Raw genomic sequence first — 22,652 nt, forward strand, 5'->3', positions numbered from 1 at the left:
CCTGACTGGAACTGGAAACGATTCTTCACGGCAGCCTCCTCGGATGGAATGTGCCGTGATTATATGAACCACCTACGACGTAATATGTCGCGCTTGTCTTCCAGCGGAAGATTGGCGCTAATCAGGTAGATATGTAACTTATTAATGCTGTGAGCGCGGAATTGCGCGAATGGAAAAGGGAGGAGCCGTGGAATATGACCCGAAATCCCCATCTGATCCTGCGGAATGGCTCGCATTGGACGAGCAGATTCGGATCAAGCTGGTGGAAGATTATCACAACTCTGCAAACATAACCCTGCCGAACGTGACGCTCCATGCGAGTTTCCACGTCATCGTCGAGAACCGGATTGCGGAAGGTGATGCAGCAACTGTGGGTGCGATCACTCGCCTAATGGGAGCGGGCGTCCTCCGTCATGACGCTGTCCACGCGGTCGCCTCGGTACTCGCCGAACAGATCAACCTCCTTATGAAGAGCAAAAACCCCGATGCGGGAAGCTTCGAGGCCAAATTCGCGACCGGAGTGGCGCGACTAAAACCAAAGGACTGGATAAAACCAGGCAGGTGAATCTGTGGGAGGCGGAGGGGGATGTTCTTGAGTCCGTTAAGTTGGGGGCGGGAGTTTTATGTTGGGAGGTAAAGAAGAAAAATGGAAAGCCACACCTGGATGATTGGGCCCGCAATGTCGGTGTTGGGTGCCTACCTTACATACAGGCGAAAAGACGTTGGGCGATGGATGCAGCAGAGGCGAATCGACGGCCAGAGATCGGTTGATTTAGGTACCTGCGACCTGTGCGGCCAGCCGATGAGAAGGATCAAGACGCTGACCGGAAAAAGGGCAGGTCAGGAAGCTGCCGTTTGCAGGCATTACCCTGAATGCTCCTTTGTGCGGTGGGGGAAATGATCAGGATCGCGAACTTCAAGGGGGGGCCGGTCCGGAAACCGGAAACAAAGCTATCCATATCCTCCTTTCCCAACGTGGGGTGAAGGGAATATCGGGCGAACTTTGTGATAATTGGGGGGGTGTTGAATGAGGTTGGCAAGTAGCGCGGTATATACAGTTGGTCTCCTAGTTCTCCTCATCATCGCCGGTTGCGGAGGTTCTGGCAGCTCGCCAGCTTCCACCTGGCAGGGGGCCGCTCTGGTAGCAGACTCTGCCCGTTATCCGGTGATCGGAGTGGACGGAAATGGGCGCGTACTATCGGTATGGGCCCAACCGGATGGTCTCTACGCCGGCACCTGCACGGCGAATTCCAGCTGGACCGGACAGCAGAAGATTGCCGACTCGGCTCCCGAATGGTCGAATTTGATGCTCGCGGTGAGCCCGAGTGGACAGGCTGTCGCTGCCTGGCTCCAAAACGAGTCGGGGAGTATGAATCTTGAGGCCGTCAGATACGTCCCCGGCTCCGGATGGGGAGCAGTCGAGCATTTGGGATACGTTGGCACCCTCCGAAGTGTCGCTATTGCGGACAACGGTAATGCCTTTATAGCGGCAGAATCTTTTGGAAGCCCGTTAACCGGGTTGACTATAGAGAAGTATTCCTCGACGGCGGGATGGACAAGTGCCCAGATTCCGTACCTTAACAGCACTACCAATGGGTTTCCTAAGCTGTCGGTAAACCGTTACGGAAACGGGTTTGTTATGTGGGAAGAGGGAAGTTCGGGCTTCAACAACGTGTACGTCAGCGCAGTAACCGAAAGCGAGCAAGGCGTGCCCGTGCCAATTGCGAGCATTTACGGGATCCCTGGAACGACCGATATTGCCATTGATGGCAACGGCAATGCCGTGGCGCTCTGGAGTGAGGTTGTTGGTTCCTATTGCCACACCTATGCCTGTGCCTACACCGTTTCCGAGGGATGGGGCGCCGCCGTGCGTCTCGACGGCTTAACTTTCAGTTCTCTGGACCCGGCCTTGGCCGTCGATCAGGCCGGAAACTTCTACGCCGCGTGGGCCCAGGCCGCCGGCGCGGGGCTCTCCGACATTTACTGCACAGTGTTTCGCCCCGCCAGTGGATGGCAAAGCCCTCAGCAGGTGGGGACCCATGGCATGGCTAGGTACCCGCAGTTGGCAGCAGGCCCCGATGGGAAGGTGTGTTGCGCTTGGCAACAATACGACACCGACACCGCGTATCGGGGAGACGCCACTGTGTACGGCAATTATTTCAACGCGGCCAAGGGCGGATGGGGGACGCAGCAACCGCTGAAAACCGTCATCGGCAGTGCCGATGCCCCAGCAGTTTCGGTGGACTCCTCAGGAAATGCCACGGTGATCTGGGCGCAGACCATGTCTTCGGGCAGCACCAGCGGTTACGGCATCTTCTCTAGCAGATGTAACTGAGATAGTAGAGGGTTCAGGCGCTGCCTGGGGGGCATCTTCAAAATTACAATGGCAGCCTCAAATGTGGATTGTGTAGACGTAACCCCTCTGCCCTTTCAAGCCTGGCCCATCGTCCTTCTAAGACCATTCCACTGCAATAATACCGGCTGGAGGAAATCTCCGGCGTCTCACAATATTCCGGGTTGGCATAACCAGAAAGGAGTGTCATTTTATAATTGCCTGCCATCCGGACCGCGGGAAAAGTTTTAGATGGTCAGGCGGAGGTGGCATGTATGACAATGACATCTATCAGTGAAGATTTGGTCATTAAACTGCCAGACAGTACTGTGATTTCGACTGTGAGCCATCCGTGGACCCGAACCCTGAAGGCGCTCATCGAGGACTTCGGCTTTAGATATCTTGAAAGGCCGAAGGTCCTGTGGATTAGAGGCGGCAACCCTGACTTATTTTCCATGTTTCTTAGCTTGATCGAGTCGGTAGGTCTGTATTTCGGGAAAACCAGTGACCTCCCGAGTTTAATTCTGCAGGACGAAGGCCGGGATGGCCGTTTATGGCTGTGTGAAATCGGGACGTGGAAGTGCGCGGTGACGGAAGCGAGAAAAGAGGCGTTGCTGAACCTGGTGAGGATAGCTGATATCCCGGAAGGCAACGTCCGGTTTGTTACCGCTTTCGAGGGGCGGGAGTCACCCGCATTTCTGGAGTTCATAAGTACCATGGCGGTAGATTCCATGGTCTGGTTCCGAACGGAGCCAGACATGCTGGTTACTTTGCAGAGAAGCACTACGAGACAGGGCGCCGTCTGAAGAGGGGCGGCGGCTTGAAAGGAGTTGGTTATGGCAGTCTTGGTTGAAGGGATTTCAGGACGACGCAGGGGGACGTAGCGAAGCAGGTTAAGTTAATCTTTCGCAGTTACTAAACTTTGGACGATCACCAATTATTTAGGTGCCGTGACGATGACTCCCTACCAACTCATATTCCCTGAATCCGAAGATGCGAACATGACCTTGGTTCTTGAACGCAAAACCGGCCGCATTCCCAAAGGAAGATACACCTTCGTAGAGTGCTATTGCACGGACCCAGGCTGCGACTGCCGGCGTACCACGATTTTCGTCATCAACGACAAGTCCAAGCCCAAGGCGGTGATATCTTTTGGTTTCGACCCGGACGAACCACTGGCCGGTCCGTTCCTTGACGACGTCAATGAACAGGCTCCCTACGCTGACGAATTGCTTGACAGTTTCGTGGAGGCTATCAACGGCACACCGGAGTGGCTGTCCCAGATGTACGCGCAGTACCGTTCGGTGCGTAAAAAGGTTGACGGCAAAACCTACCGGGGCAAGCCCTTTCCGAAGCCCGGCTCGATCAAGAGAAGTCCCGTGCCGCCCCCCGCTCTGGATTTCGACATCCAGAGGATGCGGGAGGCGTTGGCGCCCTCGCCGGGGCCATCCCGGCCTGTCGGGAGGGATAAGCAAAAGGTTCCGCGGCAGGTCGAACTTTTCGACGACTTGTTGGACGGATCAACTCCGGATTCGGCGGAGAAGGAAAGCGCCGCCGGCCTTCTCGAACGGTACCTAGCCGGCAGGCACGGCGCTTATGCTGAGGGCGACCGGATCCAGAACGACCTGCACCGCTATCTGCAGACTTGCCGGGAGGCGGGTGACGAACTGGCGCGGCTGCTAGTCGCTTCCTTCCAGGATGAGCGGCGAGGCGAGGCTGCGCTTCGACTGGTATTCGATACCCTGGAAATCCTGCGGGTGGACCTTGAGCGGCACCGGCCGGATTCGAGACGGAGGATGGAGAGCCTGCAGGAGGCGCTAGCCCGGCGGGTATTCCTGGAGCAGGAAGACGCCGACCTTTGCGCCTCAGTCACGGACCTGCTTCGCCAGAGCCGTGTCGAGATTCTCCCCGTGGTCCACCAGGCGAACACCCGACGCATGATGGAAGGGGCAGATGAGACTGATTTTTCCTCCGTGTCGCCCGAGGAGGTCCATGCCGGATTGTTTAAAATCATCGAGGAGGCGTCGGGTTCCTCCCCGTTCGAGGGGGTGGAGGCGCTCCTCAATCTTTTTGGTCTTGGCGAGGCGGGAGTGCAGATATCTCTTGCCGGCGAGATGATCACCGCCCCGAGGCCGCTCATTCGCGAGGTGGGAGCCCTGATGCTGTTCCACCCATCCCCTGAGGTGCGCCGAGGGGTTTCGGGAGTGCTGGCAGGGTGCGACGGTGAATCACTGTCTCCGGAGATATTGCGCAGGCTGATTCTTTCGCGTAACTGGTTCCCGGACGAGGTGAAGAAGAACCTCGATCTTGCCATTGGCAACGCACGGAGGGCGCGGGTGGAGTGCGCCCCGTTGCCCCGCACGCCGTCTTCCCTCAAAGTCTATGCATCGGCGGTAGACGGCGCGGGTGCGCAGTCTTTCCAGGCCATCGTTGCGGACGGCAAGGGGTTCAGCAGTTGTTCGATACTGCTCAAGGACGGTGTTGGCGTGGCCGATGCCTTCGTGATGCCGTTGCCGACCAAGCGCGCCTTGAACGATTTTCTGGCATTGATGAAGGACGAGGCCGGGGGGCTGGAATCGACCGTCGAATATCTCGACCTTCGGTTAAACCATGCCCTGGCTGACGGGATGCGGCAGGGTAACGCGCCCAGCCATTGGCTCGTACGGATTGCCGAACTGCTTGGCCGCAACCAGTGGATGGCGGCGCACCTCGATCCCCGGCGTGAGCTTGCCGCCCTGCGGAAGGAGTTGGCATCGTCGGCGTCGGGCCTGCTGACCCCGCGTGAAGTGAGGGAGTCCCTGGAGGATTCGGCGGACTGGCCCCGCTTCGAGGTATTCGCCTCGTCGTGGTTCGAGGACGACGCCGAGGCGGACGGGGAGATCGAGGCGGCCAGGCAGAATCGGAAAAAGGAGATCGATCCCTGGCTCGCCATCGGGGGGATTCTCAACAATCTGCTTGAGAAGCGCCGGACCCGATGGCTGCAGAGGCTGGTGGCGACGGCCTTGTGGTTGAAATCAGCCAGGAAGGCTCCCGTCCCGTGGCACCAGGTGTTCCACGTTGCGGAGGCCGTAGCGAACGACGCGCTTCCTTTAAAGGAGATCCCGCTTATGCTCTCGGTAGCCGAGTTGAGCCTCACCGCGTATATGGGCCGCCAATCGCAACGGCGCTAGGGACCTCCTGAGGGGGCAGGGCTGTAATCGGACATCTCGAGGGGGGGAGGGCGCGGCGGACGGGGAATCAGTTGAGCACTCGTTCACCGTCTATGACGATCGGCTTTCCCGAGGCGAATGAGTAGAGGACATCGGGGCAGACATCGGCTCCATTGGGCCAAATGATGGTGCCGATCTCGCGGTCCACCGTCACTCGCCGGAAGAAATCAGGTTCCAACAAGGGAGCAAAAACTCCCTCGAATTTGCCTGTCACGAGATCCACGTTGACCGTCGCCGTTAGTCCGTCCTCAAAGGTGATCTTGAGGTTGCGATCTTCCAACGGTTCGACTGCAGTAACGTCGATCATAAACATAGCTTACTCAAGAGGAGGTATCCTTCTCAGGCATTTCGCACTGCTGGTTGGTACGCCAAGGCGGGGCAAGCCGGACTGAAGAGGCTGATCGCCGAGGTAAAGAACGGCGGTGATTTTCCTGCCGCGATGGAATCTACCCTGGCGGCAGATACCGGCCCCTCTGTCAGCGGCAACTAGGATGCCCTCGGGCGTCCCTTCCGAGCCTGTAGGCCGGCAGTCAGCGGTGCCGGATGATGGTCAGCCCTTCCTCGGGGGAGGGGGGGACGAAGTAACGGGTGATTTCGTCGAAGCCGTCCTCGCTGAGGGTGAAGGGGTGGCTGCCGGAGGCATTACGATCACTCAGGCGCGCCTTGCACGTCTCATCCGGGACTTCGAGATAGTGAAGCTCGTGCGGGGCCCCGGCCTGCTCGCTAAGGCCCCTTGCCCACTGCCGGTATGCCGGCGTGTTGGCTGGAAAATCAAGAACCACCGACATCCCTTCCCTGAGGAGGGCGACGATGTGATCGCCGAGTACTTCCCGGACTTTTGCCGTGCAGCGGACGTAATCAGCCAGGTCCCGGATCTCTCCCGGGTAAAGCCGGGCCAGCCAGGCGTCTTCCTCAACCAGCACGGTTCGCTGCTTGGCGGCCAGTCGCCGGGCGAGGGTCGATTTGCCTGCCGCCGCCTTTCCGCAGACCAGGTAGAGGGTGGGAGCGGAGGTGTCGGCGAGGAGCCGGGTGCCGTATGAATTGTCCACCACGCAGCGCCATCTCCCTTCGTCCGTTCGCCTGAACACGTAGGTGGCCTGCCGCTCCTCGACAACCTTCTCGCCGTTAGCGACCCTTCCGTCCAAAAGCGTCTGTGCCAGCACCAGTGCGGTGTCTCCCCCCTCGATAACCACCATTTCCCCTTCGCTCACCTTGAGGCTGTGGTCGAAGTAATCGGCTATTGCGGCAAAGGCCCTGCCGATCTGCTCCTTGCCGGTGGCATTGAGGCCGGGACGGACGACCAGGGTGGCATCCTCGGCGTAGAACTCCATAAGGGATGAGAAATCCTCACGATTGATGGCTTTATCCGCCGCGGCGATGACCTGGGCAAGTTCATGTGACGACATGTGTTTTCCTCCGGTAGGGTGAAGTCTCCCCGGGAGGCGGAAATAAAAAAACCCGCCTCGGTGGGGGCGGGTTGCTGTTTGTATATGGATCGTTACAAACGCGTGCTTATCCCGCCACTCCTCGAATGGCGATAATAATCACGGCAATGTAACGTTCGCGACGGGTCATGCTCGCCAATTTGTCCCAGATCGGTTATATTGTCAACCCTTAACGCGGCTCACCCATCAACGGCTGGTCCACCAGAGGAAACTCCCGCGCAAAGCCGGCGGGATTCTGGGTGGTGCCTTGATAACTTCTAAGGCCGGAGGAGTTGAAACCATGACTGAAGTCGCCTGTGATTTCTATTGCGATAAAATACTGTCCGGAGTCTTGCAGGTTCCGCTATGTTTCGAAAACGAGCGGGTCTTCGCCTTTCACCACACCAATCCCCTCTGGGAGAATCACGTCGTCCTCCTCCCCAAGAAACATGTCGAATCCCTCATCACCCTGGAGGAGGCGGACAATGAGCTGTTGCTGGAGCTCATGCGGGTCGCGAAGATGATCGCCGGGGATTTCATGGACCGCTTCGGGGCGGCCCGGGTATATACGAACCTCGGGGAGTACCAGTCTTCCAAGCACCTCCATTGGCACATCGGGAGCGGCAAACAGCTGAGACCCTACTGATCGCAACTCCTAAGAGCAGGCCATAAGGCCAGGCTCTGGTACCCCGGCGGCAACCGGCGTGCTCAACTTTCTCAAGGATAACCATGACCAATAACGATCTGTTGCGCAGGCTCCGTTACGCGCTGAACCTCAATGGCGAGAGCATCGCCGGCTTATGTGCCCTCGGTGGGCATGAGATATCGCCGGTAGAGGTGCTGAAGTTGCTGAAAAAAGAGGAGGAGCCCGGCTTTGCGGCTTGCGATGACCAGGTGATGGGGGCCTTTCTGGACGGCCTCATCGTCTCCCGCCGGGGGGCGCAGGAGCCCAAACCGGATGCCGCCCCGAAGGTGGCTGTTGTCTTGAACAACAACCTGATCCTGAGGAAGCTGAGAATCGCGCTCGAGCTGAACGAGGAGGCGATGCTGGCGGTAATGGCAAAGGCGGGGGTGAAAATCTCCAAGTCGGAACTGTCCGCGATGTTTCGTGCCAAGGGGCAGAAGAACTACAAGCCGTGCGGCGACCAGTTTCTCCGCAATTTCATCCGGGGCCTGACTCTGGGGGCGTAAAGGAGTGAGCGTGCACTACCTGCTTTTCTATGCTCCCGCGTCCGGCTCGGCAAGTTCTATCGCCAGCGCTTTCTGCCCGGCCAGGGCATTGGCGACCTTGCAGCGTCCGCTGGCCAAAAGCCTTTGCACGGTGCCGCGGGAAACTCCCATGCAGGCACCGGCTTCCTCCTGGGTTTTCCCCTCGCCGTCGCAAAGGTGGAGCGCCTCCATCTCGTCGTGGGCGAGCTCAATAATCTCCAACTCGCCGAGGGGCGTGCCGGCCGGCTTGAATACCACCGGACGGCCGGCACGATAGGGGCAGGTGCAGTTCCTCGGTTTACGGGGACGGGTCATGATCAGTGGGAGCAGCCGTGACCGTGGGCGTGACCGCCGCAGGTGTGTCCCGGCATGAACTCGGGCAGGGCGTTCCTGCTCAACAGCTCGACGTTCTCGGCAACGGTCCCCTGGCTCGCCTGAAAGACCCGGATACCGGCGTTGTTCAGTTTGAAAAGGGCGCCCCCGCCGATGCCGCCGACCGCGATGGCATCGACCTGTTCACCCCCGAGGCCGGCAACCGGGTTGCAGGCTCCGTGCTGATGAATCTGGTCACCGTTGTCGATGGTACGAATCTCGTTGCGGGAAGTGTCTACTACCAGGAATTTCGGGGCGGAACCGAAATGGCCGAAAACGGCGCTCTCCATCCCAAGGTCTTCCAAGACCGGAAAACAGACTTTCATCGATCACCTCCATCAGTAATGTGTATATGCACAAAATATTGCATTCAAAATTCTGAATGTCAATAAAAATTCACAATCGGACCTTGCCCCGGATGAAAAGGTGAACCATGGAAAAAATCGGCAGGAACGACTGCTGCCCATGCGGCAGCGGCAAGAAGTATAAGAAATGCTGCCTCCCAAACGTCGAGGCCAGAGAACAGGCCCGACGCGATGAGGAGTCGGCCGCTCGGCGGGTGCTCGATTGGCTCGGTAAACGCTACTCGGAGGAGATGATGGAGGCCGTCCAGGAGGGATTTTTCGGTGGCTTCGAGGAGGACGAGCTCGCCATCCTGGACGAAATGGGCCCGGAGCTCAATGCCATGGTCGACATGAACATGGGGGAGTGGTCGCTCGCCGACGCGATGATCACGGTGGGTGGGAAGCGGGTTGCCGTCCGCAAGCTGGTCCTCGGAGCGGGTGGTCCCCTGCTACCAGCGCCTGCGCGCCTGTGGTTTCAACAACTGGTCGAGCATCCCATGGGGCTCTACGAGGTGCGAAGAGCGGAGCCCGGCCGGGGACTGGAACTTGCCGACCTGTTGCGCCCGGGGCAGCCGAATACCTGGGTGGACGAGGAGGCCGCCTCGCAATCGCTGCTTCGCTGGGACACGTTCGGGGCCCGGCTCGTCCACAATGGGGACGGATGGGTACTCTCCGGCGCACTGTACCCCCTCGAACGTGAGGACGCGCATGCCTGTCGAGCCGAGATCCTGTCCGAAACGGAAGGGATCGATTGGGATACGGACGAGGGGCGGGAGATCATTTCTACCACCATAATTGATTACTGGCTCTCCCCTTACATCGCGGAGGGGGCCGCTGCCGGCCTTGAGCAGTCGGCAGAGGCGCACCCGCAGTTCATCGACCGCTACCGGGTGACGGACTGGGACGCTTTGGAGGAGGCTTTGGAGGCGCAGCCAGAGGTGCGGGGAAACCGTGAGGACGGGTGGTTGCGGTTGAAAAAGCCCTACGGGTTGGCGGTCGGTTTAAATGAAACCGATGCCGGCGGGATCAACCTCTTCGGAGGAGAAGAAAGCTCGGCAAACGAGGCCCGTGGGTGGTTCGAAGGGCTCGCTGGGGACGCTGTTGTGCATGAACGACGCGAGGTACTGGAATTGGAGGAAGATCTCTTTCCGGAAACGGGGATCTCCTGCCTCCCGCCCGAGGTCGAGTCCTCGGTGGTGAATGACATGATGGCCAACCGTTACCGGCGGTGGATCGACGAGAAACTGCCGTCCTTGGGCGGCCAGAGTCCGCGTGAAGCGGTCGCAACGCCGGAGGGGCGGCGGGGCGTGGTCGAAATGCTGAAAGAGTTCGAGCTGGCCGAGTCCCGCAGGGCTTGGGACGAAGACGCTGAACCCTTCGATTTCGGCTTCATCTGGGAGATCCTCGGCTTGTCCCCCGATGAGGACATCAGAGCCTAAAACGTCGGGAAGCAAGACGTCTCGTGCGCCCTCTCGGGCACTGAACGATACCAAAGCGCGGGGCGATGGTCCGTAGATTGGCGAAAGAGGCGCGTGGGGAACGGAAGCGAGGTGTCGGAGTCGAAAACGTCATTTTCTGAGACGAAGTGACGTTTTTTTCGGCGAAAGTGCATTTTTGTTTCAAAAAACGTCACTTCGGCTCAAAAAGTGTCATTTTTTTCCTCCAAGTGCAATTTTTTTGGAAAAAAATTGCACTTCAGTTCAAAAAGTGACGTTTTTTCAGAAAAAACGTCACTTTTGATTTCGAAATGACATTTTTGAGGGAGAGTTCGCATCCAACGTGAGCCGTTCGCGCGGGAAACATCTTGGATCGGCGGACGCGGGGGGACCCGGCAAAGGTGGCAGGACGGTAGGGGATGCTTCCGGAGGGGGCGGATGGTGCGTGGGAGGGAAGAAGCCCCCAACGGGCCGAATGTCTGCCAGCTGGGGGCTTCAGGTAAAGGGGCTATCAGGCCGGAGGGAGGTTGATGAAGTTCGACCAGGGGCCTGCCTCAGCTTTTCCGCGCATGGCGCGGATTTTGAGCCAATTGTTCTTTGTGCGGTTCAAAAGTCCCTGGAGCGCCATCCCCTTGCAAGATGGGGACGAGGCGATCAGTCTCCAGTTGGCTTCGACGTTGGGGTCCTCGTCGCAGCACCAGACCTGGTAACCTTTGGCCTTGGTGACCTTGTCGACCGAGGCGAACGGCTGGCCGTCAGAAGCGAAGGTGACCCTGAATCCGGTGGGGGACGAGAGAGGGGTGTAGGCCGTCCTGCTTGCCGGGGGGGCGAGCCCCAGGGTGGCGGAAACCGTGGGATCCTTGATGGTGAGGGCCTTGGCAAGCCCATGGAGGATGGCGAGGCCCTGGTAGACGGCATTTCGGTGGGCTTCAAATTCTTCGGCCTTGTCGGTGTTCCCCGACAGCATAGCCGTGTAGCTCGAGGCGTAGTTGTCGTGGATGGCCCGGTACGATTCCGGGGTGGGGACCAGCGCGACGAGGTGGGCGTAAAACTCAGGCGTGAATACCTGGGTAACCCCTGCTGACTTGGTGATAAGCTCGGGATCGCTGTCGTTCTTAAATGGCATGGGCACCTCCATTAAGATTTTTCAATAATGCTAGCTCGTGCGGGGCAATTAGCAACCGGAAAGTTAAACCCGCGGATAAAATTTTTAACGGGACGCCCGGCTCTTCGGGTGGACACAATTTCAGCTGGTTAGGGAGTTTGCCATGGAACTTGAAAATCCTGCAGTCCCGATTGACCATGAAGTGATGCTGGCCGCCATCCGCAGACGCAGGTGGTATCTGGGGGGACTGATCCTCCTTTACCTCCCGGTGACGATGACGGTACTGAGGTTGACGGAATCGGTCAAGGCGACCGGCGCCTTTTTCGGCATCTGGGTGTTGTTCCTCTGCATAGCCATGGCGCTTTATGCCAGCGCCAAGTGCCCGGGATGCGGCAAGACCTTCCACATGAAGAACTCGACCCTTTCGTTCTCCCGCAAGTGCCGCCACTGCGGCCTCGAACTTTGCCGTGGCGACGATAGGAAAGGCTAAGGGGGCGATACGGATCGATCTTCTCGTAACAGATTGAATGAAAGAATGGCGCCGTTATTTCCCGGCGACACTCTCTTTGAGCGGATCGCCCGGGCGGTCTGCCGTGCCGGGTGCCTGCCTCGCAAGGAGCTGTATGAGGCGTGGGAGGTGGCTCGCCGTGTTCACCGGAGGTTTCGGGGCGGGAGGATGGTAGATCTCGCCTCCGGTCACGGGCTGGCGGCGCAGATCCTCCTGATCCTGGACCGGGAGCTAACGGCGGCGGTGGCGGTGGACCGGCGGATTCCCGAATCGGCCGCGAGGCTCGCCACCGAACTTCAATCGGAGTGGCCGGCGCTGACGGGGCGAATGACCTTCAGGGAGATGGATCTCGAAGAGCTTCCCCTCCAACACGATGACCTGGTGGTTTCCGTCCACGCCTGCGGTGGGCTCACCGACCTGGTGCTGGAGCGGGCAGTGGCGGCCCGTTGCCGGGTGGCCGTTCTTCCTTGCTGCCATGACGTAAAAAACGCGGATGACGGCGGGCTTAACGGATGGCTGGACGGCCCGCTGGCGGTGGACGTCACCCGCGCGGCCTATCTCCGCTTGCAAGGATACCGCGTCTACACGCAGACCATCCCCGGCGACATCACCCCTAAAAACCGTCTCCTTATGGGGGAGCCGGTTTCCGTCAGCCGATAATCCAAAAGAACCATTGAAAGCACCGATTGGTAGACGGGAGCTGCGGGGGATTGCCCTCGGCGCAAGGCAGGGAAAGGAAAGCAGTATGAAAATATGGGTGGATGCAGACGCCTGTCCGCGGGTGATCAAGGAAATACTCTTTCGGGCCTCGGAACGGCTGGAGTTGCCGCTCTGCCTGGTGGCCAACCATAGCCTGACCAAGCACGAAACACGCTTTGTCACCTCGGTCCAGGTGGGCAATGGCATGGATATCGCCGACGACTACATCGCCCAGCACGCAGAACTTGAGGATCTGGTCATCACCGCGGACATTCCGCTGGCGGCAAGGATCGTCGAGAAGGGTGGGGTGGCGCTCGATCCGCGGGGGGAGCTCTATACCGACGAAAACGTCGGGGAGCGGCTTGCCATGAGGGACTTCATGACGGAGCTTCGGTCAAGCGGGCTCGCGACCGGCGGCCCGCCCCAGTTCAGCATGACCGACCGCCAGCGCTTCGCCTCTTCCCTCGATCGCATTCTGACCAAGATGCACCAAGGAATTCGGCCTGATTAGGGGGCGTGTCGAGCCGTTGAAGGCGGGGGGGGGAGAGACCGAACCCCGATATTTGACGGCATTCATTGACTGCATCAAGGAGTTATGCTAGGAGGGACGGTCAGGAATCTCACGTATACGCGATGATCTGGTGCTAAGTCCCCCATCCTCACCCCGACCCTCCCCTTGAAGGGGAGGTGAAGTTGCGGAAGAAAGTGGATTCGGGTTGGGGGTTGGTGAGGGCAGGGCATGATGTAAGGAGTGCGCGTTTGCAGGTGGAGGAGACGAGATTGACGGAGCAGGATGCCTATGTGCATGGCCTCCTTTTTGCCGGCAAGGTGTGCGCGTTCGCCGCTTCCACCCCCGACGAGGTGCTGCCGGTCCTCCGCATGGTCGAGCAACGGGTCGCCCAGGGGCTTTTCGCTGCCGGTTTCGTCTGTTATGAGGCGGCGGGCGCCCTCAACGAGGATCTCGCCTGCGCGGCTTGTGATGCAAAAGAGGAGGTGGCCGGCGGATTGCCGCTACTCTCCTTCTCCCTTTACGCATCCTGTACGCCCGCCCCGGTCCCCCCTTGTCCGGATGCTTTCCAGATCTCGGGATGGGAAAGTTCGCTCGACCAGGAGGGTTTTTCCGCCGCCGTCGGGGCCGTGCGCGACTTCATCAAAGCGGGGGATTGCTACCAGGTCAACCTGACCTTCCGCCAGACTTTCGACTTCTCCGGATCCCCTCGAGCCTTCTTCAGGGACCTTTGCCTCGGTCAGCCCACCCCTTACAGCAGCTACCTCGAGTGCGCAAACCACAGGATCGTCTCCGCTTCGCCGGAGCTGTTCTTCTCGCTGGGGAAGGGGGGGCTCCTCACCACCCGCCCGATGAAGGGGACGGCCAGGAGAGGGAGATGGTCCGAGGAGGATGCCACGCTGAAGGAGGCGCTCAGGGAGAGTGCCAAGGACCGGGCGGAAAACCTGATGATCGTGGACCTGCTTCGTAACGACATGGGGATCGTGTCGGAGGTCGGGAGCGTGCGGGTGACCTCCCTCTTCGACGTGGAGAGCCATCCCACCGTGCACCAGATGACTTCCACCATCGAGTCTCAAGTGAGAGAAGGCGTAGGCTTCACGGGAATCCTGGCCGCCCTTTTCCCCTGCGGATCGGTGACCGGCGCTCCCAAGAGGAGAAGCATGGAGATCATAGCCGGTCTCGAGGGACGGCCCCGGGGAGTCTACACCGGCTGCATCGGTTACCTCCTCCCGGGCGGCGAGGCGAAATTCAGTGTCGCCATCCGGACCGCCGTCCTCGACCTCGCCTCCGGGCGCGGGGAAATCGGCGTCGGCAGCGGCATCACCTTCGACTCCGGTCCGCGCTCCGAGTACGCCGAATCACTGTCAAAGGGGCGCTTCGCCCGCGAGCGCCGGCCCGATTTCCACTTGATCGAATCGCTGCTCCATGACGGTAGCTTCTTCCTGTTGGAATCCCACCTGGAGCGCCTGGCCGACTCCGCCGGCTATTTCTCCTTTCCATTCGAAGCGGACAGGGTGCGACAGGCCCTCCTCCACCTGGGGCAGGGTCTCGTCGGAGCCCACAAGGTGCGGGTCGTGCTCTTTCGTGACGGCAAGTTCGCCTGCGAGGCGGCCCCCATCGTCCCGCTTCCGGAGGCGAAGGTCACTTTGTCGGACGCGGCGGTCGGCTCTTCCGATCCGTTTCTCTACCACAAGACCAGCAGGCGGGACCTTTACGCCAAAGAAATGGCGGCCCATCCCGAGGTTGACGAGGTCATCTTCGTCAATGAGCGCGGGGAGGTGACGGAAGGAACGACCAGCAACGTGGTGGCCGTGATCGGTGGCAGCTACCTCACGCCCCCCCTTGCCAGCGGCCTTCTGCCGGGAGTCTTTCGGAGGGCGCTGCTGGAGGAGGGGACCATCGCGGAAGCGCTCCTTACCCCGCGGGACCTCGAGGAGGCTGAGCGCCTCTACCTGATCAATTCGGTGCGGAAATGGCGCCCCGCCCGTCTGCTCCGCTGACCGGAGCAGACCTTTCAAGGTAAAGGGACGCCTGCAGCGCCCTCGCCGTTCCCCCATCCTCACCCCGACCCTCCCCTTGAAGGGGAGGGAGAGTCTGGCTAAGCGGATGATCGGAAGATAGTGAGGGACGAGGCGGAGGTAGTGAGTAATGCAGCGGCCGGCCCGACTCGGCACCGGGAGAGGCACCGACCCCCTTTTATCGAAGGGAACGAGAGAGAACGAGGAGAAAACGAGACGATGCAGACTGGCACCCCCCGCTTCAAGGTCATCCTCGCATTCACCGTAGGTTTGCTGTCCCTCGCCGGACTTGCGGGCCCTGTCCGGGCCGCCGGCGCCCCTTCCTGGGAGGAGCCTTTCTTTTCCCTGAGCGGCAAGAAGCTGGTCGCCGCGGCCAACGGCGCCACCCTGAAGGAGAAGGGAAACATCTCGGTGCTCCTTGACGAAGGGAGCTTCTCCTTCGACAACCAGGGGCGCTGCACCACCCGCTTCCGCCTCGTCTACCGGATCATGAACGAGACGGGACTCGAGCGCTGGTCCAACATAAGCTCCGGGTGGTCTCCCTGGCACCAGGAGCGTCCGGTCTTGCGGGCCCGCGTGGTGACCCCGGACGGCGTCGAGCATCTCCTTTCGCCGCAGACCGTCAGCGACGCCCCCGAGCGGGAAGATTCTCCCGAACTTTTCACCGACCGCCGGGTGGTGCGCGCCCCCCTGCCGGCGACCACCGTCGGTGCGGTCGTCGAGGAGGAGGTCACCACCACCGAGAATTCTCCCTACTTCGCCGGCGGCCAGGTCAACCGTTTCGTCTTCGGCCGCAGCGTCATCACCCACAAGACCCGGCTGACCCTGGAATTCCCCACCGACCATCCCGTGAAGTACGTGGTACGCCTGCTTCCCGAAATGAAACCCGACCAAAGCGAGGAGAACGGCCGCACCCGTCTCGTCTTCGAGACCGGAGCCCTGGAGGCCGACAAGCCGATCGAGACCGACATGCCTGCCGACCTCCCCCGCTGGCCCGAAGTCGCCTTCACCACCGGGCGAAGCTGGGGCGAGGTGGCCACCGAGTACGGAAAGGTGGTCGACCGCCAGCTCGGCGGTTCCGACATCTCTCCCCTGGTCAGGAAGCTGATCGGCGATACCAACCGGCGCGAGATCATCGTCGAAAAGCTGCTCGCCTACGTCCGTAACGATATCCGCTACTCCGGCATCGAGTTCGGCAACGGCACCATCGTGCCCCGGCTGCCGGAGGCCACCCTGGAACAGGGGTACGGCGACTGCAAGGACAAGGCGACGCTCCTCGTCAAGATGCTGCGGGGGGCCGCGGTCCCCTGCTTCGTGGCGCTGATCCGGGCCGGCTCGGCGGATGACGTCGATCCCGCCCTTCCCGGCTTGGGGGCCTTCGATCATGCCATCGTCTACATCCCGGGAAGCCCCTCGCTCTGGATCGATCCCACCAACCAGTTCAGGCCGGCCGGCGAGCTCCCGCTGGAGGACCAGGGACGGTGGGCCATGATCGCCGGGCCGGGGTTTCCTTCCCTGATCGCCACCACCGCATCGAAATCCCAGGACAACCGGGAGATGGAGACCAGGGAATTCTTCCTCGCGGAAGACGGCCCGGCGCGGGTGATCGAGACCACCCGGGCCTACGGTGCGGTGGCCGCCGGCTACCGCGACGATTACAGCGCCGCCACCGAGCAGGTGCTCCGCAAGCAGATGGAAAAGTACATCAACGAGACCTACCGGGCCTCGAAGCTGGACGACCTGAAGGTTTCCGACCTGAAGGATCCCGCCCGGCCGGTGACCATCCGCCTGGAGATGAAGCAGGCCGACCGCGGCTTCACCGACGACAAGACGGCCGCGGTCGCCATCTCCCCGTCGATCGTGACCACCCGTCTGCCGGGGACCCTCATCGGCGAGGAGAAGGAGGGGCGCCAGGGCCCGGATCAACTCCGCGTTCACGACTTCCAGCTCCCCGAGCCGCACATCTGCGACATCAGGTACCGGATCATCCCGCCCCCCGGGTACCGGGTGCAGAGCCTTCCCGATTCCGGCGCCGTCGCGCTGGGTACCATGACCTTCACCAAGGAGTTCGCCCAGGAGGCGGACGGCAGCGTCACCGGGCGCCTTCGTCTCGACACCGGGAAGCGCCGGCTGACGGCGGCGGAATTCGAGGCCACCAAGAAGGCGGTCATGGACCTGCGCGGCGAGGACTCGCTCTACGTCCTCTTCGAGCACACCGGCCAGGCGCTCATCGCGGCCGGTAAGGTGCGCGAGGCGCTGGCCGAATTCCGGCGGTTGATCAAGCTGCACCCCGAGGAGGCGCTCCACCGTGCCCAGCTGGCCCACGCCCTGATCAAGCTCGGCATGGGGAGCGAGGCCCGCAAGGAGGCGGAACGGGCGGTCGATCTCGAGCCCGATTCCTACCTCGCCCACCGCACCCTCGCCTACGTTCTGCAGCACGACCTGGTCGGGAGGCTGCGCGGGAAAGGTTTCGACCGCAAGCGTGCCATCGCCGAGTACCGGCAGGCCAAGAAGCTCAACCCGGCCGATCTCCTGACGCGGGCCGACCTCGCCATCCTGCTGGAGTTCGACGACAGCGGGAGGCGCTACAGCCCGGACGGCGACCTCGCGGGGGCCATCAGGGAGTACCAGGCGATACGGAAGGAACTGAAGAAAAAGGAGTTCGACAGCAACCTCGTCGTCTGTCTTTTGAAAGCGGGGCGGTGGAAGGATCTGAGGGAGCTGGCGCTCGCCCTCGAACCGACGGAGGGGAACGAGGCGCTAGTGATCGCGGCAACCGCGGTCGAGAAGGGGACCGCCGCGGCCCTGAAGGAGGCGAGGAGCAGGGTCGCCAACGCGACGAGCCGCCAAAGCTGCCTGGACGGGGCGGCCATCGAGCTGGCCAAGCACCGCCTGTACCGCGACGCGGCCCTCCTGCTCGACGAAGCGGCCAAGGGAAGCCCCAACGCCGCGACCCTGAAGAGAAAGAGCGCCACGCTGAAAAAGGTGAAACTCTTCGATACCTCGCTTACCGCCGCCAAGGGTCCCACCTCGGTGTTCGACGAGCTCTTCGCCGTCATCAGCGACCCGAAAACCGGGAAGGAAGCCATCCTCTCCCTCTTCTCGCAGGTACCCTACGACGAGCTGAAGAAGGAAAGCGGCAAGGCGCTCGACGAACTGGTCAACGCCTTCAAGGGGAAGGTCTGGGAGAATGCCGGCGGCAGCGAGCGCTACCTGGCCGAAGTCGCGGCGGCGGTGATGGATTACCGCGTCGAGGGGGACGACCGGAGCGGCTACCGCATCGACGCGACCGGTCCCGGCGTTCCCGAGGAATCCCGCTTCCGTCTCTACGTGGTCAGGGAGAAGGGACGCTACCGCATCCTCGCCGCGGAAGGTGAGCTCCCGGTCCTGGCGCTGGAGGCCCTGGCGCGGCTGGATCGCGGCGATCTCGACGGCGCCGGGGTCGTGCTTAACTGGGCGCGGGACGAGATCACCGCCACCAGGGGGGACGATCCGCTGGGCGAGCATCCTTTCCGGCTGGTCTGGGGGCGGGGCGGTTCGGGCGGTAGCGATGGCGAAGCGATCCGGCTCGCCTCGGCGGTGCTCCTTTCCAAGGCCCCCGGCAAGTGGGTGATCCCCTACCTCGTGTCGAGACGGGGGACGGCGAAGGGAGACACGCTCAAGGCGATAGACGAGGCACTGCTCGTCGCCTATGCGGTAAAGGATAAGGACAAGGATCTCATCGCCCTGAGCGACCGGCTGGCGGCGAGCTATCCCGCCTCGAGGGTACCGTACTACTACGCCTCGATGGCCGTCTACCACCAGCGCCGGTGGGATGAGCTGCAAGCGAGGGCCACCCGGGAGTTACAGCGGGACCCGAAGAATACCCTGGCCGTCAGCCACCTGGCCAGGTGCGCCTCCAGGCGGGGGGATTTCGAACTGAGCGCCAGGCTCTACCGGACCCTCGACGAGACCGGCCTGGCCGGTTCCACCGATTACAACGAGCTCGCCTGGCTGGGGCTTTTCCGGAAGGCGGACCTCGCGGAAAGCGTGAAGTACGGCGAACGGGCGGTAACCCTGTCGGGCGGAAAGGTGAGGCCGCTATTGCACACGCTGTCGTCGCTGTATGCCGAGGCCGGAAAGCCGTCCGAAGCCCGGGAAACGATCATCAAATCCATCGACGGCGACGACGACGAGCTCGAGCCGGGGGACTGGTACGTCTTCGGGCGGATCGCCGAGGAGTACGGAGAGATCGAAGAGGCCAAGGCCGACTACCGAAACGTCGTCGAGGCCGACCCCGGCTCCATCATCGGCAACATCTCCTGTTACGTGCTGGCCCAGAAGCGGCTCGCCCAGATGGAAGGGCGGTAAATTCCCAAGGGGACCGGATTCCCCATAACGCAGCTACGGCGCCGGCAATCTCCGCAGGAAAGGGGAAGATTGCCGGCGCATTGTATTTAACAGCCTTTCTCCGCTACCTCATGCCACTCCACCCCGTCCCGTCTCCCGCCAAAAGGCTTCGAATCGGGAGGAAACCTGCAGCGCCTTAGCCTGACCTTCGTCTACTGATCTCCCTGAAGCTTCCCCAAGCCGATCATCGCGCTGGCTTTTTTGCGGGATTTTGGCTAATTTGCGGAGGAAGCGCCGGCGGCCCGGAAGGCGGCCGGCAACATCGTGGGGAGACCGTTACCGATCGGGCCAGGAGAAGGCGTTGCCAAAGGACGAGGAAGCACCGAAGAAACATCCCTGCCCCGACTGCAAATTTTGCCAGTGGTGCTCGGATGACCGCTGCAGGATCTGCCGCCCCGGGAAGGGGTGCGCGCGGAAGCTTTCCCTGGCGGAGCAGATCGAGCTCTACGAGAGGCTCAACTCCGAAAAGGAAAAAAAGCGAACGGAAACGGGGGAGGAGTAGCGGCGTTATGTGCAAGCATTGCGGGAATCCCGGGACGGTGCATCGCATCCCGACCATGGTTGCCGGGGTGGACGGCTGCGGGGCGAAGTGGCTGGCGATCGCACAGGAGCCGGGAAGGCGCCGGTACGTGGCGAAGGTGCTTCGCTCGGAGGAGTTGGCCGACCAGAGCTGGGACCTGATCGCCATCGACATCCCGATCGGCCTGCCGGATCACGGCACCCGGGAGGCGGACTGCGAGGCCCGCCGGTTCATCAAGCCCCGGGGCGGCAGCGTCTTCCCGGCCCCCATCCGGCCGGCATTGGCGGCCTCCTCCTGGCGGGAGGGGTGCGACATCACCGAAGCGGTGGACGGGCGCCGCATCTCCCAGCAGACCTTCGGGATCCTCCCCAAGATCCGCGACATCGACCGCTTCGTCAGGTCCACCAACCTGCGGGACCGGATCTTCGAGGTGCACCCGGAGGTCTCCTTCGCCGTCTGGAACCAGGGGCCGATGCAGTTTGCCAAGCGCGATCCCCAGGGGCACCAGGACCGGCGGGCCCTGATCGCGCGCCACTTCGGGGAGGACGCCTTCGAAAGTGTCGAAGCCCAGGTCAGGGGGGAGAAGGTCGCTCCCGACGACATCGCCGATGCCTTCGCGGCCCTGTGGTCCGCCAACCGGATCCTGATCGGGGCCTCGGGCCGCTTTCCCGCCGGCCCCCGCTTCGACTCCCACGGTCTTCCCATGCACATCTGGTACTAGATTCTAAGAGTAGCGTTGCCGGCGGCTTGTACGATTTTGGTGGACCGTTTGCTACCGTGAGGAGGGGAGACGTGCCGGACGAGGGTTTGAGGCTGCTATTCAGGGGGGAGATTGCGGCGGGGGCCGACCCGCTGCAGGTCCAGGGCCAACTGGCCCGCCTGCTCAAGCTGGACCCCGAAAAGGTGAAGTTACTGTTCGACGACGGCCGGACCACGGTCGTCAAGAGCAACCTCACCCGCGACGATGCCGAAAGGTACAAGGGGATGTTCGATGCGACCGGCGCCGTCTCCATCATCGATGAGCCTCACACTCCGGCTCCTCTCTATCCCCTTCCACCGGTAACTTCCACCCCCTACGCCGCGGCCTCGGCCCCAAGGGAAGTTGCCTCCGCCTCAAAGGACGTTGCTCCCCCCTCAAAGGAAACGGTCTTTCCTGGCCTAAAGGAAGCTGCCTCCGCCCCAAAAGACGCCGTCTCACCCGGCCCCCCGCCGGCGTCCCTTCTCCACCAACCGCCTCCGGCTCCCCCCTCCGGCACGTCACCGATCCTTCTCGACCGCTCCAACACCGTGATACCGGGTACCCGGGCCTACGGGGTCTTCTCGGTGCTGATCCTGCTTTTGGGCGGAGGTCTTCTCTGCTTCGGCCTCTTCAAACTCTTCGACACGGTAAAATTTGCCACCGTTTCGGCCAGCGCCACGGGAACGGTGACGGGCTTCAGCGCAAGCAGGGGGAGCGGCACGAAAGGCTCGACCACCTTCGCACCCGAGGTCGCCTTCCGCGCCCCGAGCGGCAGGTTGATCAGGTTCCGCTCGCAGCTCAGCACCAACCGGATCACCAACAAGGTCGGCGAAAAGGTCCCCGTCAAGTACGATCCGGGTGACCCGCATCACGCCGAGATCGACGGTTTCCTCCCGATGTGGGGGCTCCCCATCATCCTGCTGGCGATCGGCATCGCCTGCACGTGGGGGGGGAGCACCATGGCGGTGTGGCAGCGGAGGGCGAGGCAGCCGCTCTTCGGGGCAGCGCACCTGGAAACGGTGGCCTGCCCGCGCTGCGGCTTTACCCAACCGGCGACCAAGTTATGCAGGGTCTGCCGGGCCGGCATCGTCCACTACAACGAGGCCCTCCGGCGGGCCGCCGGCTTTCCGGGCAATCTCACCGGCAAACAGCGGGTGGTGTTCGCACTCGTCATGATGGCGGTGGCGCTTTTCGCGATAGGAAGCTGCGCCGCCAGGTGGCAGCAGTTTTCCACCGGGACGTCCGGCGGCGACGTGCCGTACGCCTGGAGCGACAGCCGGCACCAGTACGAGATCACGGTGCCGGTGGATTGGCAGGCGCACTCCACCGCCGATGTGGCTAACGCCTTTCCGATCCTCAGGTCGGAGCCGGCCCCCATGTACCAGTTGGTGATCACCTCCAAGGCCAACCCCGCCACGGTGATCGCCCTCGGGCCTGCAGGGATCCCGGCGGAACGGCTCGGGACCGACGGCTGGGAGGGGATCGGCGCGGAGGTTACCGCCAACCGGAAAAAGGTCTTTGCCGATGTGGTGCAGCACAACGGGCTTACCCTGCATCGGTTCGGCTACGAGACTACGTTGGGCTACCGGGAAGACGCCTTTTTCGAGGCGGAGAAGGACGTCATCCTGGTCCGCTTCGCCGTCCCGAACAACGCCGGGAACATCGAGGCGGAGATCTCGCGGGCGCGAAGCGCAGTGATGACGAACCTCACCGGCACGTAAGGAGTCCGAGCTCCCTCTAAAGGTGGCCGGAGGCATCTCATCTATACCCCTCGCCCCTTCAGGGGAGAGGGTGGCCGAAGGCCGGGTGAGGGAGGTTTATCCCCTGCCTGAACCGCCCC

At 61.8% G+C, this 22,652-nt stretch carries 20 protein-coding genes; 15 read left to right on the top strand and 5 right to left on the bottom strand.

What is annotated here, in order from left to right; genetic code table 11:
- Positions 1-187: 187 nt before the first annotated feature.
- From ACYVL5_RS05020 to ACYVL5_RS05035, 4 genes are all read left to right on the top strand, one after another.
- Complete coding sequence (locus ACYVL5_RS05020; RefSeq protein WP_460594458.1) at positions 188-565, top strand: hypothetical protein; 378 nt, start codon at positions 188-190, stop codon at positions 563-565.
- Positions 566-1,369: 804 nt separating this feature from the next.
- A complete protein-coding gene (locus ACYVL5_RS05025) occupies positions 1,370-2,335 on the top strand; it encodes a hypothetical protein (protein ID WP_460594459.1) in 966 nt (321 codons plus the stop codon).
- A gap of 272 nt (positions 2,336-2,607) precedes the next feature.
- Positions 2,608-3,138 carry a BsuBI/PstI family type II restriction endonuclease gene (locus ACYVL5_RS05030; protein WP_460594460.1) on the top strand — a complete coding sequence of 177 codons (531 nt, stop codon included), beginning with the start codon at positions 2,608-2,610 and terminating at the stop codon, positions 3,136-3,138.
- 195 nt (positions 3,139-3,333) lie between these two features.
- Positions 3,334-5,502, top strand: coding sequence for a hypothetical protein (locus ACYVL5_RS05035; RefSeq protein ID WP_460594461.1), 2,169 nt, complete (start codon positions 3,334-3,336; stop codon positions 5,500-5,502).
- 67 nt (positions 5,503-5,569) lie between these two features.
- On the opposite strand, the gene ACYVL5_RS05040 is transcribed toward ACYVL5_RS05035, so the two are convergent.
- Together ACYVL5_RS05040 and ACYVL5_RS05045 are read right to left on the bottom strand one after the other, a co-directional pair.
- Positions 5,570-5,854 (bottom strand): DUF2442 domain-containing protein, encoded by a 285-nt coding sequence (locus tag ACYVL5_RS05040; protein WP_460594462.1) that lies wholly within the window; start codon positions 5,852-5,854, stop codon positions 5,570-5,572.
- 217 nt (positions 5,855-6,071) lie between these two features.
- Complete coding sequence (locus ACYVL5_RS05045) at positions 6,072-6,947, bottom strand: AAA family ATPase (RefSeq protein WP_460594463.1); 876 nt, start codon at positions 6,945-6,947, stop codon at positions 6,072-6,074.
- 319 nt (positions 6,948-7,266) lie between these two features.
- Here ACYVL5_RS05045 and ACYVL5_RS05050 point away from each other — a divergent pair, with 319 nt between their 5' ends.
- Positions 7,267-7,611: an HIT family protein gene (locus ACYVL5_RS05050; protein WP_460594464.1), complete on the top strand. Its 345-nt coding sequence runs from the start codon at positions 7,267-7,269 to the stop codon at positions 7,609-7,611.
- A gap of 83 nt (positions 7,612-7,694) precedes the next feature.
- Positions 7,695-8,156 (top strand): YehS family protein, encoded by a 462-nt coding sequence (locus ACYVL5_RS05055; RefSeq protein ID WP_460594465.1) that lies wholly within the window; start codon positions 7,695-7,697, stop codon positions 8,154-8,156.
- Between the two features lie 27 nt (positions 8,157-8,183).
- Here the strand turns inward: ACYVL5_RS05055 and ACYVL5_RS05060 are convergent, their stop codons facing one another.
- Together ACYVL5_RS05060 and ACYVL5_RS05065 are read right to left on the bottom strand one after the other, a co-directional pair.
- Positions 8,184-8,489 carry a DUF134 domain-containing protein gene (locus tag ACYVL5_RS05060; protein ID WP_460594466.1) on the bottom strand — a complete coding sequence of 102 codons (306 nt, stop codon included), beginning with the start codon at positions 8,487-8,489 and terminating at the stop codon, positions 8,184-8,186.
- 2 nt (positions 8,490-8,491) lie between these two features.
- Positions 8,492-8,872 carry a NifB/NifX family molybdenum-iron cluster-binding protein gene (locus tag ACYVL5_RS05065; protein WP_460594467.1) on the bottom strand — a complete coding sequence of 127 codons (381 nt, stop codon included), beginning with the start codon at positions 8,870-8,872 and terminating at the stop codon, positions 8,492-8,494.
- A gap of 107 nt (positions 8,873-8,979) precedes the next feature.
- Between ACYVL5_RS05065 and ACYVL5_RS05070 the strand changes: the two genes are divergently transcribed.
- Complete coding sequence (locus ACYVL5_RS05070; protein ID WP_460594468.1) at positions 8,980-10,329, top strand: SEC-C metal-binding domain-containing protein; 1,350 nt, start codon at positions 8,980-8,982, stop codon at positions 10,327-10,329.
- A gap of 508 nt (positions 10,330-10,837) precedes the next feature.
- Here ACYVL5_RS05070 and ACYVL5_RS05075 read toward each other — a convergent pair.
- Positions 10,838-11,452: a hypothetical protein gene (locus ACYVL5_RS05075; RefSeq protein WP_460594469.1), complete on the bottom strand. Its 615-nt coding sequence runs from the start codon at positions 11,450-11,452 to the stop codon at positions 10,838-10,840.
- A gap of 142 nt (positions 11,453-11,594) precedes the next feature.
- Between ACYVL5_RS05075 and ACYVL5_RS05080 the strand changes: the two genes are divergently transcribed.
- The 8 genes from ACYVL5_RS05080 to ACYVL5_RS05115 all read left to right on the top strand — a co-directional run bounded on the left by ACYVL5_RS05080 (position 11,595) and on the right by ACYVL5_RS05115 (position 22,533).
- Positions 11,595-11,921, top strand: coding sequence for a hypothetical protein (locus tag ACYVL5_RS05080; protein WP_460594470.1), 327 nt, complete (start codon positions 11,595-11,597; stop codon positions 11,919-11,921).
- A 186-nt stretch (positions 11,922-12,107) separates the two neighbouring features.
- Positions 12,108-12,599: a methyltransferase gene (locus ACYVL5_RS05085; protein WP_460594471.1), complete on the top strand. Its 492-nt coding sequence runs from the start codon at positions 12,108-12,110 to the stop codon at positions 12,597-12,599.
- 85 nt (positions 12,600-12,684) lie between these two features.
- The gene (locus ACYVL5_RS05090; protein WP_460594472.1) at positions 12,685-13,149 is read left to right on the top strand and encodes a YaiI/YqxD family protein; all 465 of its coding nucleotides are present in this window, start codon (positions 12,685-12,687) and stop codon (positions 13,147-13,149) included.
- A gap of 269 nt (positions 13,150-13,418) precedes the next feature.
- The gene (pabB, locus tag ACYVL5_RS05095; protein ID WP_460594473.1) at positions 13,419-15,146 is read left to right on the top strand and encodes an aminodeoxychorismate synthase component I; all 1,728 of its coding nucleotides are present in this window, start codon (positions 13,419-13,421) and stop codon (positions 15,144-15,146) included.
- Positions 15,147-15,383: 237 nt separating this feature from the next.
- The gene (locus ACYVL5_RS05100; RefSeq protein ID WP_460594474.1) at positions 15,384-19,514 is read left to right on the top strand and encodes a DUF3857 domain-containing protein; all 4,131 of its coding nucleotides are present in this window, start codon (positions 15,384-15,386) and stop codon (positions 19,512-19,514) included.
- 340 nt (positions 19,515-19,854) lie between these two features.
- Positions 19,855-20,055 carry a hypothetical protein gene (locus ACYVL5_RS05105; protein WP_460594475.1) on the top strand — a complete coding sequence of 67 codons (201 nt, stop codon included), beginning with the start codon at positions 19,855-19,857 and terminating at the stop codon, positions 20,053-20,055.
- A gap of 7 nt (positions 20,056-20,062) precedes the next feature.
- On the top strand, positions 20,063-20,794 hold the full coding sequence (locus ACYVL5_RS05110) for a DUF429 domain-containing protein (RefSeq protein ID WP_460594476.1): 732 nt from the start codon (positions 20,063-20,065) through the stop codon (positions 20,792-20,794).
- A 71-nt stretch (positions 20,795-20,865) separates the two neighbouring features.
- A complete protein-coding gene (locus ACYVL5_RS05115; protein ID WP_460594477.1) occupies positions 20,866-22,533 on the top strand; it encodes a DUF3592 domain-containing protein in 1,668 nt (555 codons plus the stop codon).
- Positions 22,534-22,652 lie beyond the last annotated feature (119 nt).

Source organism: Geomonas sp. Red276, from assembly GCF_054784495.1.